The sequence below is a fragment of the Flavimaricola marinus genome, from assembly GCF_900184895.1.
GTDB lineage: Bacteria > Pseudomonadota > Alphaproteobacteria > Rhodobacterales > Rhodobacteraceae > Flavimaricola > Flavimaricola marinus.
The window spans coordinates 122799-138001 of record NZ_FXZK01000010.1; the positions used below are offsets into that span (position 1 = coordinate 122799).

Annotated in this window: 14 protein-coding genes and 1 tRNA gene; 9 read left to right on the plus strand and 6 right to left on the minus strand. The window is 61.8% G+C overall.

Annotation, left to right across the window (positions count from 1 at the left end; all coding sequences use genetic code 11):
• Position 1: 1 nt before the first annotated feature.
• Together LOM8899_RS18555 and LOM8899_RS18560 are read right to left on the minus strand one after the other, a co-directional pair.
• Complete coding sequence (locus LOM8899_RS18555; RefSeq protein ID WP_093993751.1) at positions 2 to 1033, minus strand: branched-chain amino acid ABC transporter permease; 1032 nt, start codon at positions 1031 to 1033, stop codon at positions 2 to 4.
• A gap of 138 nt (positions 1034 to 1171) precedes the next feature.
• A complete protein-coding gene (locus LOM8899_RS18560; RefSeq protein ID WP_093993752.1) occupies positions 1172 to 2539 on the minus strand; it encodes a substrate-binding protein in 1368 nt (455 codons plus the stop codon).
• Positions 2540 to 2765: 226 nt separating this feature from the next.
• Here LOM8899_RS18560 and LOM8899_RS18565 point away from each other — a divergent pair, with 226 nt between their 5' ends.
• From LOM8899_RS18565 to LOM8899_RS18585, 5 genes are all read left to right on the plus strand, one after another.
• Positions 2766 to 4082 carry a helix-turn-helix transcriptional regulator gene (locus LOM8899_RS18565; RefSeq protein ID WP_093993770.1) on the plus strand — a complete coding sequence of 439 codons (1317 nt, stop codon included), beginning with the start codon at positions 2766 to 2768 and terminating at the stop codon, positions 4080 to 4082.
• Between the two features lie 79 nt (positions 4083 to 4161).
• Positions 4162 to 4572, plus strand: coding sequence for a response regulator transcription factor (locus LOM8899_RS18570; protein WP_093993753.1), 411 nt, complete (start codon positions 4162 to 4164; stop codon positions 4570 to 4572).
• A 7-nt stretch (positions 4573 to 4579) separates the two neighbouring features.
• On the plus strand, positions 4580 to 4858 hold the full coding sequence (locus tag LOM8899_RS18575) for a hypothetical protein (protein ID WP_093993754.1): 279 nt from the start codon (positions 4580 to 4582) through the stop codon (positions 4856 to 4858).
• Positions 4858 to 7542 (plus strand): sensor histidine kinase, encoded by a 2685-nt coding sequence (locus tag LOM8899_RS18580; RefSeq protein WP_093993755.1) that lies wholly within the window; start codon positions 4858 to 4860, stop codon positions 7540 to 7542. The genes LOM8899_RS18575 and LOM8899_RS18580 overlap by 1 nt, the downstream gene beginning before the upstream one ends.
• Before the next feature lie 80 nt (positions 7543 to 7622).
• Positions 7623 to 8606 carry a FliM/FliN family flagellar motor switch protein gene (locus LOM8899_RS18585; RefSeq protein WP_093993756.1) on the plus strand — a complete coding sequence of 328 codons (984 nt, stop codon included), beginning with the start codon at positions 7623 to 7625 and terminating at the stop codon, positions 8604 to 8606.
• A gap of 37 nt (positions 8607 to 8643) precedes the next feature.
• Here the strand turns inward: LOM8899_RS18585 and LOM8899_RS18590 are convergent, their stop codons facing one another.
• Positions 8644 to 9054: a protein tyrosine phosphatase family protein gene (locus LOM8899_RS18590; RefSeq protein WP_093993757.1), complete on the minus strand. Its 411-nt coding sequence runs from the start codon at positions 9052 to 9054 to the stop codon at positions 8644 to 8646.
• 185 nt (positions 9055 to 9239) lie between these two features.
• Here LOM8899_RS18590 and LOM8899_RS18595 point away from each other — a divergent pair, with 185 nt between their 5' ends.
• On the plus strand, positions 9240 to 10622 hold the full coding sequence (locus LOM8899_RS18595; protein WP_093993758.1) for an enoyl-CoA hydratase/isomerase family protein: 1383 nt from the start codon (positions 9240 to 9242) through the stop codon (positions 10620 to 10622).
• Here LOM8899_RS18595 and LOM8899_RS18600 read toward each other — a convergent pair.
• The gene (locus LOM8899_RS18600) at positions 10609 to 10824 is read right to left on the minus strand and encodes a hypothetical protein (RefSeq protein ID WP_093993759.1); all 216 of its coding nucleotides are present in this window, start codon (positions 10822 to 10824) and stop codon (positions 10609 to 10611) included. The two genes, LOM8899_RS18595 and LOM8899_RS18600, sit on opposite strands and share 14 nt — an antisense overlap.
• Positions 10825 to 10946: 122 nt before the next feature.
• Between LOM8899_RS18600 and LOM8899_RS18605 the strand changes: the two genes are divergently transcribed.
• Positions 10947 to 11201 (plus strand): DUF2312 domain-containing protein, encoded by a 255-nt coding sequence (locus tag LOM8899_RS18605; RefSeq protein ID WP_093993760.1) that lies wholly within the window; start codon positions 10947 to 10949, stop codon positions 11199 to 11201.
• Positions 11202 to 11253: 52 nt separating this feature from the next.
• On the opposite strand, the gene LOM8899_RS18610 is transcribed toward LOM8899_RS18605, so the two are convergent.
• Entirely contained in the window at positions 11254 to 12129 is an 876-nt protein-coding gene (locus LOM8899_RS18610; RefSeq protein WP_093993761.1) for a hypothetical protein, read from the minus strand.
• A gap of 147 nt (positions 12130 to 12276) precedes the next feature.
• Here LOM8899_RS18610 and LOM8899_RS18615 point away from each other — a divergent pair, with 147 nt between their 5' ends.
• Together LOM8899_RS18615 and LOM8899_RS18620 are read left to right on the plus strand one after the other, a co-directional pair.
• On the plus strand, positions 12277 to 13911 hold the full coding sequence (locus tag LOM8899_RS18615) for an ABC transporter permease (protein ID WP_245820605.1): 1635 nt from the start codon (positions 12277 to 12279) through the stop codon (positions 13909 to 13911).
• 48 nt (positions 13912 to 13959) lie between these two features.
• Positions 13960 to 14035: transfer RNA gene (locus LOM8899_RS18620), tRNA-Thr, on the plus strand.
• A 196-nt stretch (positions 14036 to 14231) separates the two neighbouring features.
• On the opposite strand, the gene LOM8899_RS18625 is transcribed toward LOM8899_RS18620, so the two are convergent.
• Positions 14232 to 14993, minus strand: coding sequence for an ATP-binding domain-containing protein (locus tag LOM8899_RS18625; RefSeq protein WP_245820602.1), 762 nt, complete (start codon positions 14991 to 14993; stop codon positions 14232 to 14234).
• Between the last annotated feature and the right edge of the window lie 210 nt (positions 14994 to 15203).

Genomic DNA, 15203 nt, shown 5'->3' on the forward strand with positions numbered 1-15203 from the left:
CTTATTCCTCCATCACGCCTCTACGGCCCATCAGGCCGCGGGGGCGGGTCAATAGAATGGCGATGGCGACGAGGTAGATGATGATCTGGTCGATACCCGGAAGCAGCGACTTGACCTCGTTCATCGAGGCGAAACTTTGCAGAATTCCCAAAAGGAAGCCTGCCAGAACCGCGCCCGGCAGCGAGCCCATGCCGCCGACGACGACCACGACGAAGCTGAGCACGAGGAAGTCCATGCCCATGTTGTAGTTGGGCGACAAGATCGGCGTATACATCGCCCCGGCGAGTCCGGCGACGGCGGCGGCGAGGCCGAACATGATGGTGAACCGCTTGTCGATGTCGATTCCCAGAAGCCCGACGGTTTCCCGGTCTGCCATGCCTGCCCGGACCACCATCCCGAAGGTGGTGAACTGCAGGAAGGCGAAGACACCGGCGATGATCACCGCCGAGAAGAGGAAGTAGATCAGCCGCCAGTAGGGGTAGATGATCGCGTTCTCGTCAAATCCGAGCCAGACACCGAAATCGAGGCTGCCGGAGAAGGCTGCGGGTGCGGGCGTCGGGATCGGGTTCGCGCCGTAGTTGGCCTTGATGATCTCGCCCAGCACGATGGCGAGGCCAAAGGTCACGAGGATCTGGTCGGCGTGGGGGCGTTTGTAGAAATGCTTGATCAGCCCGCGTTCCATCACGAAACCGACCAACAGCATGACCGGAATGGCAAAGAGGATCGACAACGGCACCGCCCAGTCGATGATCGCGGCACCGGTCTCAGGGCCAAACCAGTCCTGAAGATACGGCACGTCGACTTTCAGCGGATTACCCAGAAAGTCGGTGCGGGTTTCGTCGACGATTTCATGGCTCAGCTGTAACAGGCGGCTGAACGTCACCGCACAGAAGGCACCGATCATGAACAGCGCACCGTGGGCAAAGTTGACCACGCCGAGCGTCCCGAAGATCAGGGTCAGGCCAAGAGCGATCAGCGCATAGGCCGACCCCTTGTCCAGACCGTTTAGAATTTGAAGAATGATGGCGTCCATGTGCCCCGCGCCCCTTTATCGATTTGATGGCTGATCGCGCGGCCGGGCGATAGCGCCCTCGGTCCGCGTCGCGGTCTTGTTCCGGCGAAGGCCGGGAAGAGAGGGCGGAGTGTCCCCGCCCTCAATCGTTTCAGACGCTTAGGCGCCCGGGTTGCACTCGCCCAGCGAAGCTTCCGGACCACCGAACATCGGGTGATCGGAAGGATACTCGACCTGAGCGCGTGGTGTGACTTCGACGATTTCCACGGTGTCGTAGCCGACCATGGAAGCACTGCCGGAAGCCGACGCAACGCCCTTCATGACCAGAACGTCCTTGAAGCACTGGTGATCGGCGCCGCGGTAGAACGTCGGGCCGTTGCCGAGTCCGTCGAATTCGAAATCTTCGAGTGCTTCGGCGACTGCGCAGGGGTTGAACGATCCGGCGCGGGTCACGGCGTCTGCATAGAGCAGGGTCTGCACGTAGCAGGTATGGGCCGAGCCCGAAGGCGGACGGCCGTACTTCTCACCGAAGGACCGCACGAATGCCTGCGTGCCTTCGTCCTGAAGCTGCCAGTTCCAGTTCATGGAGCCGAACACGCCTTCGATGTTGGTGCCCGCACCAGCGGCCATCAGCTCGGAGAACAACGGCACGATGATCTTGAAGTCCTTGCCGTTGACTTGCTTGTCCTTCAGGCCGAACTGCGTCGCTTGCGTCAGCGAGTTGACCATGTCTGCACCGTAGTGGTTCAGAACCAGCGTATCGGCGCCGGAGTTGAGCACTGGCGCGATGTAGGACGAGAAGTCGCCCGCACCCACTGGTGTCAGCACGTTCTGAGCGGTGTTCCAGCCGATCGCTTCGGTCGACTGCTGCATCGACTCCTGCTGGGTCCAGCCCCAAGTATAGTCCGCCGTCAGGTGATAGGCGTTGCGATCCGAGCCGTATTCCTTTTCGAGGATCGGGCCGAGGGCCGCACCGGACATGTAACCGTTGAAGAAGTGACGGAAGCCGTTGGCCTTGCGGTCCTTGCCGGTAGTGTCGTTGGAGTGCGTCAGGCCGGCCATGAAGATGATGCCGGCCTCTTGGCAGAGACCCTGAACAGCGATGGCCACACCGGAGGACGAACCGCCGTTGACCATGATCACGCCGTCTTTCTGGATCATCGACTGCGCCGCGGCGCGTGCCACGTCGGATTTGGTCTGAGTATCGCCGGTGACGAAATTCACCTGCTTGCCCAAAATGCCTGTTCCGTCCAGAACCTTGGACGAGAAGGTGTTGAGCATCCCGCCGTCGCCGATGCCGTTCAGGTGCTCGACTGCAAGCTCCTGCGCGCGCAGTTCGTCGAGACCTTCTTCGGCGTAGGCACCTGTCTGCGGCACGTTGAAGCCGATGGTGACGGTGCTGCCGGTCGGCGCGTTGGTAAAGCCTGCATGAGCGTCTGCACGCAGATAGGTCGGCAGAGCGAGGCCGGCCCCGGCGATGGCGCCAGTGCGCAATACACCCCGGCGAGTGAAGTTAGATTTGGACATTGAAATCCTCCCTTTCGTGAACACCACAGGGCGGAGGCTCCTCACTCCTCCCTGTGCGAGCACTTTTTCTAGTGCTGCTGCATTACGCGCAGGATTGGAAAGTTTCACAACAAGTGCTTCGGGCGACTGGAAATTTCTGTAAAGACGATTACAGATTTTCTTGTTAATCTGTAAAAGAGTTTTCTCGCATCCGCAGTAGTCGGTTGAAACCATGAAGGAAATGCCGATGGTCGAAAGTCAGCGCACCGGTGCCCGCATTCGCGCCCGCAGGTTGGATCGCGGCATCAGCCAGACCGAGCTTGCCCATATGGCCGGGATTTCGCCGCCCTATCTGAACCTGATCGAGCACAACCGTCGCAGAATCGCGGGCAAGGTTCTGCACGACATCGCCCGCGCCCTTGGTCTCGACGCCTCGGTCCTCACCGAAGTGGCGGAGCCTGCCTTGCTCGAGGCTCTCGATCTGGCCGCCGCGTCCGAGCCCGCCAGCGGCGCAGAGCGCACCCAGACCCGCGAATTCGCGGACCGGTTTCCGGGGTGGGCGGCGACCGTCGCAGCCCAGGCCCGCCGAATTTCCGGCCTCGAAGATCGTGTCGCGGCTCTGTCGGACCGCCTTGCCCATGACATGCAGCTCGACACGTCGCTTCATGAAGTGATCTCGGTGGTGACCTCGATCCGCTCCACGGCGTCGATCCTTGTCGGTGCCGACGATATCGACGCCGATTGGCAAAGCCGGTTCCACCAGAATCTGCACCAGGACAGTGTCCGCCTCGCCGAGGCGTCGCAAGCGCTTGCCACCTATCTGGAGACGCCGAAGACAGACGCCGCAGCGACCCTGTCTCCCGTAGAGGAATTTGAGCGCTATCTGGACGAAACGGATCACCATGTCGCTCAGCTGGAGGTCGAATTGCTCCCGGAAGACGCGATCGAGGCGATGGTGTCGGCCCTTGTGCCGCCGCAGGCGAAGTCCGTGGCCCGCGACTGGTTTCACCGCTACCGCGCGGATACCGAGGCCCTGCCGATGGCTGTTCTTGCCCCTGCCGCGGTGGCCGCAGCCTATGATCCGGGCGCAATCGCCGAGGCGGTCGGATCGCCTTTGCCGGTGGTCATGCGGCGCCTGGCGTCGCTGCCGCCGGGGGAGGGCCATCCGCCGATCGGTTTGGCGATCTGCGATGCGTCGGGCGGATTGACCTATCTGAAGTCAAATCGTGACTTTGCCTTGCCACGCAACGCGCCGGCCTGCCCGATCTGGCCGCTCTATCAGGCGCTACAGCAGCCCGGACAGCCGATCCGCGCCGTCGTCTCGATGCCGGGGGCGGCCGCGCCACGTCTGACCTGCTATGCCTTGGCCAGCCCCGACGGACCGCTGCGCTTCGATGCCCCGCAACACTATCGCGCGATGATGCTTGCTGTGGCGGATGCCCCATTGGCGGCGGGCTTGCCGGTCGGCCGGTCCTGCCGGGTGTGCCCGAGGGCGGAGTGCGCGGTCCGCCGTGAGCCGTCGATCCTGCCCCGGTCGGGGGACTCCGCGACTTCGGGTCTTTGACACAGGCGAGCTTTGTCGTGATAGTTCCCGTCAGGGAGACACGCCTGATGTCGGGCGTTGGAGGAAATGGGAGAGGCGGATGGCCAAGCGTGTCCTGCTGATCGAGGACGAGCCCAATATCATTGAGGCTATCAGCTTTATCCTGTCGCGCGATGGTTGGACCGTTCACACCCATAGCGATGGCGAGACGGCTGCCGACCGTGTGCGCAGCCTGCCGCCGGATGTCATAATCCTTGACGTGATGCTGCCCGGCCGGTCGGGGTTCGATATCCTGCGCGATATCCGCTCCGATCCCGCGACGCAGGATCTGCCTGTCATGATGTTGACCGCCCGCGGCCAAACCAAGGACCGGGAACTGGCCGAACAACTGGGCGCCAATCATTTCATGACCAAACCGTTCTCGAATGCCGAGGTTCTCACCCATATCCGAGCCCTTTTGGCCGGCGCCGCAACGCCATGCGACCCTGCCGAGCCAAATCTGGAGCCCTGACCAGCCGATGGCCCAGATGCCGCGTCAGCCCCTGTTTCTGGCAAGATCGAGCTATCGCCAGCGCCGGCTGCGCGACGCGATCCGGTTTCTGCCCATCACCGGCATCGTCCTGTTGATGCTGCCCTTGTTGTGGCCACGCGGCCCGGACGGCCCCGGCAATGGCCAGGTCTTGATCTATATCTTCAGCGCGTGGAGCTTTCTGATCCTGTTGTCCTTTCTGCTGACCCGACGCCTGCGAAACGACGATGCCGAAGAGGGGAATGAGCCGAAGGCCGAGGACGGCTGATGCTGACCTTCAACCTCCTTGTTGCGGCGGCGCTGGCATATGTCGCGTTTCTGTTCACCATCGCCTTTATCGCAGAACGCCGCGCTAGCCTTGGCAAGGTCGCCTGGCTGCGTGGACCGCTGATCTATACCTTGTCGCTCTCGATCTATTGCACGGCATGGACGTTCTATGGCGCTGTCGGTTTTGCCGCCCGTTCCGGGCTGGAATATCTGACCATCTATCTTGGTCCGACGCTCGTCATGCTGGGATGGTGGTGGTTTCTGCGCAAGCTCGTCCGTATCGGTCGTTCGCAGCGCATCACATCCATCGCGGACCTCATTTCGTCCCGTTTCGGCAAATCCACGGCTTTGGGTGTGATCGTCACCGCATTGTGCGTGGTGGGTGTAACCCCTTACATCGCGCTGCAGCTCCAGTCGCTGACGCTCAGCTTTGCCGTCTTTGCGGATGCCGGGGGATCGGAGTGGGTGGCGGGCGATCTGAATGCCGTCGCGCTGTATGCCGCCGGCGGTCTGGCGGTATTCACCATCCTCTTCGGCACAAGGAACCTCGACGCCAACGAACGTCATCACGGCATCGTTCTGGCAATTGCCGTCGAGGCGGTCGTCAAGCTCGCTGCCTTGATGGCCGTCGGCATCTTTGTGGTCTGGGGCATCGCGGGCGGGGTGGAGCAGACATTGGCCCGCATCGAAGCCTCCGATATCGCCCATTGGGAGCAATCGGGAGGCCGCTGGGTCGGGCTGACCTTTGTCGCCGCAGCCGCATTTCTGTGCCTGCCGCGCATGTTTCATGTGCTCGTCGTCGAGAACGACAACGAGCGCCATCTGGCCACCGCAAGCTGGGCTTTCCCGACATATGTCATGCTGATGAGCCTTTTCGTGGTGCCTATCGCGGTAGTCGGCCTCGATCTGCTGCCCGAAGGCTCCAACCCGGACCTGTTCGTTCTGACCGTCCCGCTCAATCAAGGCCGCGAGGGCCTCGCGACGCTGTCGTTTCTGGGCGGCTTCTCCTCGGCGACCTCGATGGTGATCGTGGCGACGATTGCGCTGGCCACTATGGTGTCGAACCATATCGTGGTGCCGATCTGGCTGCGTTCGCGCGGTCAGGGCGCGATGATGTCTGGTGACGTGCGCGCCGTCGTGCTGACCGCCCGCCGCCTGTCGATCATCGGAGTTCTGACGCTTGGCTATGTCTATTACAGGCTGTCGGGCGGCGGCGCGGCACTGGCGGCGATCGGCCTAATCTCATTCGTGGGCGTTGCCCAGATCCTGCCGGTGATGATGGGCGCAATCTTTTGGCGCGGTGCGACGCGGGTGGGCGCGGCAGCAGGCCTGACCACGGGCTTTGCCATTTGGGCCTGGGCGCTGTTCCTGCCGAGCTTTGGCGAGGGGGCCATCCTGTCCGCTCGGGTGCTTGCCGAGGGCCCGTGGGGCATCGGCTGGCTTCGCCCCTCGGCGCTGTTCGGATTTGACGCGCTCGACCCGCTCTTGCAGGCCGCGCTCTGGTCGATGTTGCTGAACACGGCGGTCTTTGTCGTCGGCTCCCTGCTGAGCTTTCCCAGCCCGCTGGAACGCCTTCAGGGTGCCCAGTTCGTCAACGTCTTCGAGCATTCCGCAGGTGCCCAGACATGGGCCCCGAACTCGGCTCAGGCCGAAGACCTACTGATCGTCGCGCAGCGGATCATCGGCCCGACCGAGGCGCAGGCGGCCTTTCAGCGGGCCGCGAGGGCGCAGGGCAAGGCCGGCTATCTGCCAGATGTGACGCCGGAATTCGTTCAGACCGTGGAGCGCATGCTCGCGGGGTCTGTGGGTGCTGCGACGGCTCATGCGATGGTCAGTCAAACCTTGGAAGGTGCCGCTGTTTCCGTCGAAGACCTCATCGCCGTGGCCGACGAGGCGGCCCAGATCCTCGAGTATTCGAACAAGCTGGAGGCCAAGTCCGCAGAGCAGGAGCGCACCGCCCGCGCCTTGCGCGACGCCAATCAGAAACTGACCGCCCTTTCTATCCAGAAAGACGCGTTTCTGAGCCAGATCAGCCATGAATTGCGCACACCGATGACATCGATCCGGTCGTTCTCGGAGATCCTGCGCGAAGGCGGCACGGACGTGGCTGCCCAGCAGAGATACGCCGGGATCATTCAGGACGAATCGATCCGTTTGACCCGGCTCCTCGACGACCTGTTGGATCTGACCGTGTTGGAGAACGGGCAGGTGGTGCTCAACCAGCAAGAGGGCAGTCTGGCCGACTTGCTGGACCGCGCCGTAGATACGTCGGGATTGCGCAGCGGCGGGATCAAGGTGATCCGCCGCCCGGCGGACGAGGCCATTGCCCTGTCCACCGATCTGGACCGTTTGGGGCAGGTTTTCATCAATCTGGTCTCGAACGCGCAAAAATACTGCGATGCCGAGAACCCGGAGCTGCGCATCGTCGTCCGGCAAACGCCGCAAGGCCCGGTGGTCGATTTCATCGACAATGGCAGCGGTGTGCCGGAAGCCAGCCAAGAGGTGATCTTCGAGAAATTCTCGCGGCTCGAGGATCATGCCCGTGCGGGTGGGGCGGGCCTCGGTCTGGCGATTTGCCGGGAGGTCATGCTGCGCCTCGGGGGCGAGATATTCTATTTGCCGGGGCAGGGCGGGGCGGCGTTCCGCGTCGTCTTGCCGAAATCACAGGCCATGGCCGCTCAATAGCGGCTGTTAGCGTTGCGCTAACCATTGCCCGGCTAATGTCCGATCATTCAGCGCAGAATGTGCAGTAGCCGGGTGGTCGCATGGGACAAATGAACAGTCAGGATATGTTGCGACGGCTGTTAAGGGCCAAGACCGAGGCGGAACCACAGGGACAAATGACCGGAGGGCGCGTTGTCCGGTTGGCCATTGCGCGCGCGGCGGACGAGGCGCTCGGCCTTTCGCTGACTGTTCTGGGGGTGAACCAAGAAGTCGAAGACCTTGATTCGATGGTCAAGCGCCTGTCAGGGGACTGGATGCTGATCGGCCTTGTCCGCGAAGACGAGCTCGTCGGGGTTGCCGGTCTTGACTTGCAGGCCCGCGCGGCGGCGGTGGAAATGCAGACCTTGGGCCAATTGCGCTCGGCCCCGGCGGCGGAGAGGGCGATCACGCCGAGCGATGTGGCGCTTTGCTCGCCCCTTGTCACAGGATTCCTGACGGAACTGGAGGAGGCGAGCCGCGACACGGAGTTGGCGGGCTGGACCGATGGGGCGACTGTGGGCGCCCGCATCTCGGACGCCAGAGCCGTCGGGCTCGCGCTTTCCGAGAACAGATACCGCTATATCGGTGTCACCTTGGATCTTGGGACCGGCGAGCGTCAGGGCACCATACTTCTGGCTTTGCCAGCTTCGCCCGCTACGGAGAAGGAGCCAGAAGCACAGACGGGGCGCGCAGATTTGTTCAAGGCCAACTTTCAGGCGACTGTCATGGAGGCTCCTGCAATTCTGCATGCCGTGCTCCATCACATGACGCTCCCGCTGAGCAAAGTGGCGAAATTTCAGGTCGGCGACACCGTTCCGTTGCCCGGCGTAACGGTCGGGTCGGTTCGAATGGAGGCGCCGGGGGGGCAGGTGCTTGGGCGTGCACGCCTCGGTCAGGTGACCGGTATGAGGGCTGTCAGGTTGGAGGTGGCCGCACCCGCAACGCTTGCGGAAGTCCAGCTCCCGGATAGACGAAGCGCAGCTCCGGCTGCGGCGGAGCGGCCCGAACCGCAGGTGATCCCTGATCAGCGAATGGATGTGGAGTAGACCATTCCAGATAGGAGACGGACGGAAGCCCTTCCAATCACGTCAATCTGTCGCGCAGCCCGCTCAGATCATATCCAGCTTTTGCGCCGGCTTCGATAATGCTGTCCGCGGACATCTGGCTCGCTTGACCGAGGGCCCAAACGATCGTCGAACGAGTTCCCGAGGCGCAATAGGCCAAAACCGGGCCTTCGCTATCCCGGATGGTGGCGGCCTGCACGGCGACCATATCGTCGTTCAACCCTTGATGCGTGACCGGGTTGATCACGAAGCCGAGGCCTGCAGCTTCGGCGGCCCGCCTGATCGCATCGGCCTGCTGACCCGGCGGCACTTCGGCATCTGGCCGGTTGCACAGGATCGTCGTGTAGCCGGCGGCGGCGATGGCGGGAATGTCTTCAGCCGCAATCTGCGGTGAAACGGCGTAGTCGGGGGTGATCGGTCTGATTTCCATGCCGATTCAGTAGCGCCTGCCGGTCAAGCCGTCTAGCCCGTCCGTGCACCCCGTCATGGTGGATTTGCGTGGCCGCGGAGACACCCTGTGCCTGCGCCGTAGCCCCAAGGGTCTTTGCCTTCGCCGCGGCAGCCGCCATACTGTGGAGTATGTTTCAGCATGATGCGTGATGAGGAACCCCTGCGATGAATGACCTGCTGTCAGACTCCGACGCACCGGTTGTCCGCTCTCGCGTCGTGCGAGGCGTCGGCATTCTGGCCCTGAATGCGCCTCCGTCGAATGCGTTGAGCGTCGAGGTGCGTCAATCCTTGTGGGACAAGATCGCCGGGTATGAAGCCAATGTCTCGGTCGGCGCAATCGTCCTGATGGCGGAGGGGCGGTTCTTCTCGTCGGGCCGAGATTTGGCGGATGTCGGGGGCGGGCAGGCCGAACCGAGCCTCGCGGACCTGTGTTTGCGTATCGAGTGCTGTTCCAAACCTGTCGTGGCGGTTTTGCATGGGCCGGCCTTGAGCGGCGGGGCAGAGCTGGCCTTGGCCGCACACTATCGCCTTGCGACCCCAGCCGCGACGATCGGATTTCCTGCCATTTCAGTTGGGCTGATGCCGGATGCGGGCGGCACACAGCGGCTGCCCCGCCTGATTGGCGTGGACCCGGCGTTACGCATGTTGTTGTCAGGCAAGTCGATCACTGCGGAGACCGGCCGCGATCTGGGACTGGTGGACGGTTTGATCGATGGCGACGCAGGATCGGCAGGCCACGCGTTTGCCCGGTCACTGATCGAGCAGGAAAAGCCGCCGCGCCCCACGGGCCAACTCCGCTCGAAATTGACCGACGGGGCCGCATCGATGCAGGTGACTGCCACGACGCGAGCAGCCCTGCCGCCCGGCATGCTCATGGCGGCGAGCAGGATTGTGGATAGCATCGAGGCCGCGATGCTTTTGCCTTTTGCGGCGGCCTTGGAGTTTGAAGCGGCCGCGTCCGAGGATTGTGCCGCTGATCCAGACAGTCAGTGCTTGCGGCATGTCTTGCACGCGGAGCGCCGCATTTCGCAGGAGTTGTTGATCAAGACAGACAAAGGCGGTCGGGTCTTGACGGAAGCCGGGGCGGCTGCCGTCTCGGACCTTTTGGCCGCGCAGGACAGGGCGATCGCTTGGCTTGTCACGCACGGAGTGTCGGAGCGCGCTGTCGACGCGGCTTTCCTGCAATGGGGCTTCGAGATCGGGCCATTTGGTGGGCGCGACAAGGATGGGCCGGATCCTCATGTCCGCCCCCGCGTGACCGCCGCCATGGCTGCTGCCGGTGCTCGGTTGGTCGAGGCGGCGCGTGTGAACCGTGCCAGCGATATCGACGTTCTGGCTGTGCATGGAATGGGGTTCCCCCGCCGCGCCGGAGGGCCGATGAAGGCGGTCGAAATGGCCGGATTACCACGGCTGTTGCAGCAAATGCGCCAGTGGGCGCACGAGGATCCGATCTGGGAGCCGCCACCGCTGGTGATGCAGGCGGGTCGTCTGGCGGGCGGTTTTGCGGCGGTCGACGTGGCCAAGCCGTCGCAGGTCAGGCGAGAATAACCCCGACGACAACCAGCATCAGCCCCAGAAACGCGGTGAACAGACCGCCAAGATTCACCGGGAGGATCTTGTGTAGTCGTGCGCGCAGGTCGTCGTCTGACAGATTTTCCCGACGCGCCCTCGAAATCAGAACGATGCTCCAGATGATCGCGCCGAAGCCGGCGGCGGTTACTGCTGCTCCGATCCAGACCAGTGTCTCCATGTGTCTCGCTCCTCGGCCGACAATGACCGCTCCCTAACGGGCCGGGGGCGGCGCGGCAAGGCCGCTTGCGGGACGCGGCATCAGAGGCTAGGGAATGTCCAACGCCGAAACAGGAGACCCCCATGAACGATGGCATGATCGACACCCAATCCGTGGCCGGAGAAGAGCTGCGCCAGTTCATCGAACGGTACGAACGCCTGGAGTCCGAAAAGAAGGACATCGTCGAAGGTCAGAAAGAGATCATGGCGGAAGCCAAGGGCCGCGGTTATGACACCAAGGTTCTGCGCAAAGTCATCGCGCTGCGCAAGCGTGACGCCGACGATATTGCCGAGGAAGAGGCAGTGTTGGAAATGTACAAGGCCGCGCTGGGCATGTAGCCTTAGAAGCGAAAATTTTATTGCAAATCTGCGCTTCGCAACTCCGCTTCCGTCAGGGATCGAGGAAATTCACGCCGTCAATCTTGGCTATTTTCTCGACGTCTTCTTCGTAGAGTTCCGTCAGCTCGTGAACGAGCGCCGCGTCCCATCCGGGCAGGTCGACTTCCTCTTCGACTTCGTCCGGCAGGGCATACTTGTCCAGAAAGGCGGCGATGACACGCCGCTTTTGCAAGCTGGTCTGAGGGGGATGCGACGCCAGATAGCTTTCGTATCGCGCTAACCCGTCGGCGCTCATGATCGTGGCGAGAAGATCGTTTTCGCCCGCGACCGGGACGTTTTCTTCCAGACCGATCATTCCGCGTAGGATGTCTCCCCACAGCATCGGCGTGTCTTCGTTGCACCAGACCGTCAGCTTGGCGGTTGGAGCGGCCAACCGGATACGGCGAATGACCTCGGACCAGCGTAGCGTGCGCGGATCGACGCCTCCCATGAATGCGTTGAATGGCCGATTTTTGACCTGGCTCCAAAGCGTCGGGACAAACGTTGCCGGGTTGCGCACCGCGAAGTGGATATCGAGGTCGTCTTCGGGAAAGAGCTGGGTCAGCGCCCGCATCTTCATGGTGAGAAGCCCGTAGAACTCGCCGGCCTCAAAAACCCGAACCGGCAGGCAGATATAGGCGGAGTTGCTCATAACGATCCGGTCGGCAGGACCGTCATCCATGATGGCATCAAGCAATATGTCGCGCGTGTCCGGCGCTGGAGCGCCGCCGCCGAGATTCTGGATCGTTTCACGAAGCAAACGACGATATTTGCCGGGCAGAGGGATCGACACGCCTTTGTCGGCCATGGCTTTGGAATTCTTGACCAGTGACCGAACAAGCTTGTCACCGTCTGTGCCATTGGCCCCAATATGATAGACGATTTTCATAGTGTGCTATGCCTGTGCGTTGATTTGGCCTGCTCAGCCCGCGCTTTGTTCTTGAGCACACTATAAGGGCTTTTCTGGACAGGGGAACCGGTTTCGGGTAGGCGGAGGCTTATGTCCGAGCGTTTATATCAGAAAAGCGGGATTGCGATGCCCGCCCCGGCGCTGAGGTCCAATGCGTTCGACGTGTGGTCGATGGGCGCGTTGGCTATTGCCGTGATGGTACTGCTGCCGGTTTGCGCGGTGATCTGGTTGGCCCTCACCCCGACCGAAAACATCTGGCCGCACCTGATAGCGACGACGCTTCCCCGGTATCTTGCCAATTCGCTGGTGTTGATGCTGAGCGTGGGCCTGCTGACCGCGATCATCGGAACGGGGACAGCATGGTTGGTGGTGATGCACCGGTTTCCCGGCAGGGCCTGGCTGCAATGGGCGCTCCTTTTGCCGTTGGCCGTGCCCGCCTATGTCGGCGCATACGCGCTGGTCGACTTTCTCGAATATGCGGGTCCGGTCCAGACGGCATTGCGTGAGACCTTTGGCTGGCAAACCCCGGCCGATTACTGGTTTCCACAGATCCGCACCAGAGGCGCTGCGATACTGGTGCTGAGCGCGGCGCTATATCCATACGTCTACCTCTTGGCTCGGGCCGCATTTCGCGAGCAGTCGGGTTCCGCCTATGAAGTGGCCCGCGCACTCGGTGTCGGACCGATGGGACGCTTCATACGTGTCGGATTGCCGCTCGCTCGCCCGGCAATCGCAGCGGGCGTCGCCGTCGTGATGATGGAGACCGTCAACGATTATGGTACCGTCGATTACTTCGCGGTGCAAACCCTGACGACAGGCATCTTCAGCGTCTGGCTCCAGGCGGGCAACCTTGGCGGCGCGGCGCAGATCGCGACCTGTGTTCTGATCCTGATCGTATTGCTTGTCACCTTGGAGAAGATCAGCCGTCGCAAGAGCCGCTTCTTCGGCACGGCCCGCGGTCAGCGGCCGGTGACATCCGCCCCCTTGAAGGGAACAAGAGCGGCGCTGGCCACAATGGCCTGCCTGCTGCCTTTCGCATTGGGGTTCGTGATCCCCGTGGCGGTCTTGTTGAGCCACGCCTTCGACGCTCGTCAGTGGGTCGCTCCCGGTCTGTTGCGTGCCTTGCTTCACACCGTCGGCACGGGCGGGGCCGCCGCCGTTTTGACGGTCTTGGCCGCGGTGTTCATGGTCTACGGTGTGCGATTGTCGGGCCGACGGCTTCCCGCGTTGCTCTTGCCTGTGACCTCGATCGGCTATGCGGCACCCGGGGCCGTTCTGGGCCTCGGCATCCTGATCCCCCTGGCCGCACTGGACAATCGCGTCGCCGATGCCGTTCTGGCCCTGACCGGACGCGACCCCGGGCTGATCCTGACCGGTTCTGCCGCCGCATTGGTAATTGCGTATTTCGTGCGGTTCTTCGCGGTCGCACAAGGCACCGCGGATGCCGCGCTGGGCCGAGTGCCGCCAAGCCTGCCGATGGCGGCCCGATCTCTGGGCCGGAGCGCCGGCGGCACCCTGCGCGCCGTCCATGTCCCGCTGATGCGGGCCTCTTTGGGTTCTGCATTGCTCTTGGTGTTCGTGGATTGCGTCAAGGAATTGCCGGCGACATTGCTGTTGCGGCCGTTCAACTTTGATACGCTGGCGACCCGAGTCCACGCCAAAGCGAGCTTGGAGAACATTGCGGAGGCCGCCCCGGCGGCTCTCACAATCACGATCGTAAGCCTGGTCGCCGTCATCTTCCTGGCGCGAGCAAATCGATGAAACACCCTCTTGCGGCTCGCGCCGTGTCGGGCTAAACGGCGTAAAAGTGCCCCTATAGCTCAGCTGGTAGAGCAACTGATTTGTAATCAGTAGGTCCGCGGTTCGAGTCCGTGTGGGGGCACCATTCTTAATCAAAAAAAGATTGTTTAATTTCAACGCGTTAGAAGTGGTTTGGCGCTGTCCTCCATGTGCCTATCTCAGTATTACTGTGACATTTTAAGTGACAGAAATACCATCTGTCACAGGATTATGATGGCAAAAGTAGTGGCATAGGATCACGAGTCGAACGCGACTGTACATTACGCGATTGCTTCTTTGCTTCATGGTGCGAAGGGGGCAGCAGTCGTTCTTCCGGTGCCGAGAACGACGATTGTGCAATAGCTCTTTGCGCGGGTCATGGCATTGTAAAGCAAGCGACGCTTGTGCTCATCACCTCCAGTTGCCGATTGTGGCCACAGGACGATCACCCTGTCGAACTCTCTGTTTTTTGCTGCATGGATGGACATGGCCTTAATTTTCGCACTCTTTGTGAAGCCAAGGCGTGTGTTGGTTCTGACAGCATCAGATATGAAGGAATCCAATTGAGCTTTTTCAAATTCGCTTTGGCCTGTCACTCTATGAAGCCTGCGGACACGCCGATCCACTGTTTTGACCATTGGCTGCGTCGAGTGCTCCTTCAATACTGCACAAACCTCGTCGTATGAAGCTGAGGCTGGAAATCCTATTTTCTCAGCCAGCTCTTGCTCGATGCTGCTGTCGCCTCCTTCCCACGCGATTGAAAAAGGACCAAAAGTTGCACCGCTAGGCCACGTCCAGCGCCTTGTTCCCACAGCCTCTATCGCATTTCGGATAATGGTGTTCTTCGCGTCGGGCGTGAGAAGCGCAACATCGTTCGAGCGCCGCGTCAATTGAAACGCCAAATGCCACGCAAGCAATCCTGAGTTACTTGCCGTAGCGGGGACTTCCGAAAGCTCGATCCCTTCACCTTCCCAACGCACCCTCTTGGGCTTCCCAAACTCTCTCTTGTCCAACACATCCAGAATGTTGTCGCCGTTTCGTACGGCCAAAGCAGCGTCAAGCAAACCTTTCTTGGTCGTCCTGTGGCTCTGGGTAAGAGAGTGAGTTGTCCCGGCTGAATGTAGCTGACCAATGAAGTCTGCGGTCTTGGCGTGCCCCCATCGGGTGGTCCGGTTTGATTGTTAGTGCATCGTGGGCCTCTGGTCCATTGTGACGATGCTTTCTGGCGCGGGTGGGCGATAGCCTAGTGCGCTGTGCGGCCTGACGGTGTTGTA

Excerpts from the sequence above, each read along its gene's own strand:
- LOM8899_RS18555 (WP_093993751.1), bottom strand. The coding sequence starts at position 1,033 with ATGGACGCCATCATTCTTCAAATTCTAAACGGTCTGGACAAGGGGTCG.
- LOM8899_RS18560 (WP_093993752.1), bottom strand. The coding sequence starts at position 2,539 with ATGTCCAAATCTAACTTCACTCGCCGGGGTGTATTGCGCACTGGCGCC.
- LOM8899_RS18565 (WP_093993770.1), top strand. The coding sequence starts at position 2,766 with ATGGTCGAAAGTCAGCGCACCGGTGCCCGCATTCGCGCCCGCAGGTTG.
- LOM8899_RS18570 (WP_093993753.1), top strand. The coding sequence starts at position 4,162 with ATGGCCAAGCGTGTCCTGCTGATCGAGGACGAGCCCAATATCATTGAG.
- LOM8899_RS18575 (WP_093993754.1), top strand. The coding sequence starts at position 4,580 with ATGGCCCAGATGCCGCGTCAGCCCCTGTTTCTGGCAAGATCGAGCTAT.
- LOM8899_RS18580 (WP_093993755.1), top strand. The coding sequence starts at position 4,858 with ATGCTGACCTTCAACCTCCTTGTTGCGGCGGCGCTGGCATATGTCGCG.
- LOM8899_RS18585 (WP_093993756.1), top strand. The coding sequence starts at position 7,623 with ATGGGACAAATGAACAGTCAGGATATGTTGCGACGGCTGTTAAGGGCC.
- LOM8899_RS18590 (WP_093993757.1), bottom strand. The coding sequence starts at position 9,054 with ATGGAAATCAGACCGATCACCCCCGACTACGCCGTTTCACCGCAGATT.
- LOM8899_RS18595 (WP_093993758.1), top strand. The coding sequence starts at position 9,240 with ATGAATGACCTGCTGTCAGACTCCGACGCACCGGTTGTCCGCTCTCGC.
- LOM8899_RS18600 (WP_093993759.1), bottom strand. The coding sequence starts at position 10,824 with ATGGAGACACTGGTCTGGATCGGAGCAGCAGTAACCGCCGCCGGCTTC.
- LOM8899_RS18605 (WP_093993760.1), top strand. The coding sequence starts at position 10,947 with ATGAACGATGGCATGATCGACACCCAATCCGTGGCCGGAGAAGAGCTG.
- LOM8899_RS18610 (WP_093993761.1), bottom strand. The coding sequence starts at position 12,129 with ATGAAAATCGTCTATCATATTGGGGCCAATGGCACAGACGGTGACAAG.
- LOM8899_RS18615 (WP_245820605.1), top strand. The coding sequence starts at position 12,277 with ATGCCCGCCCCGGCGCTGAGGTCCAATGCGTTCGACGTGTGGTCGATG.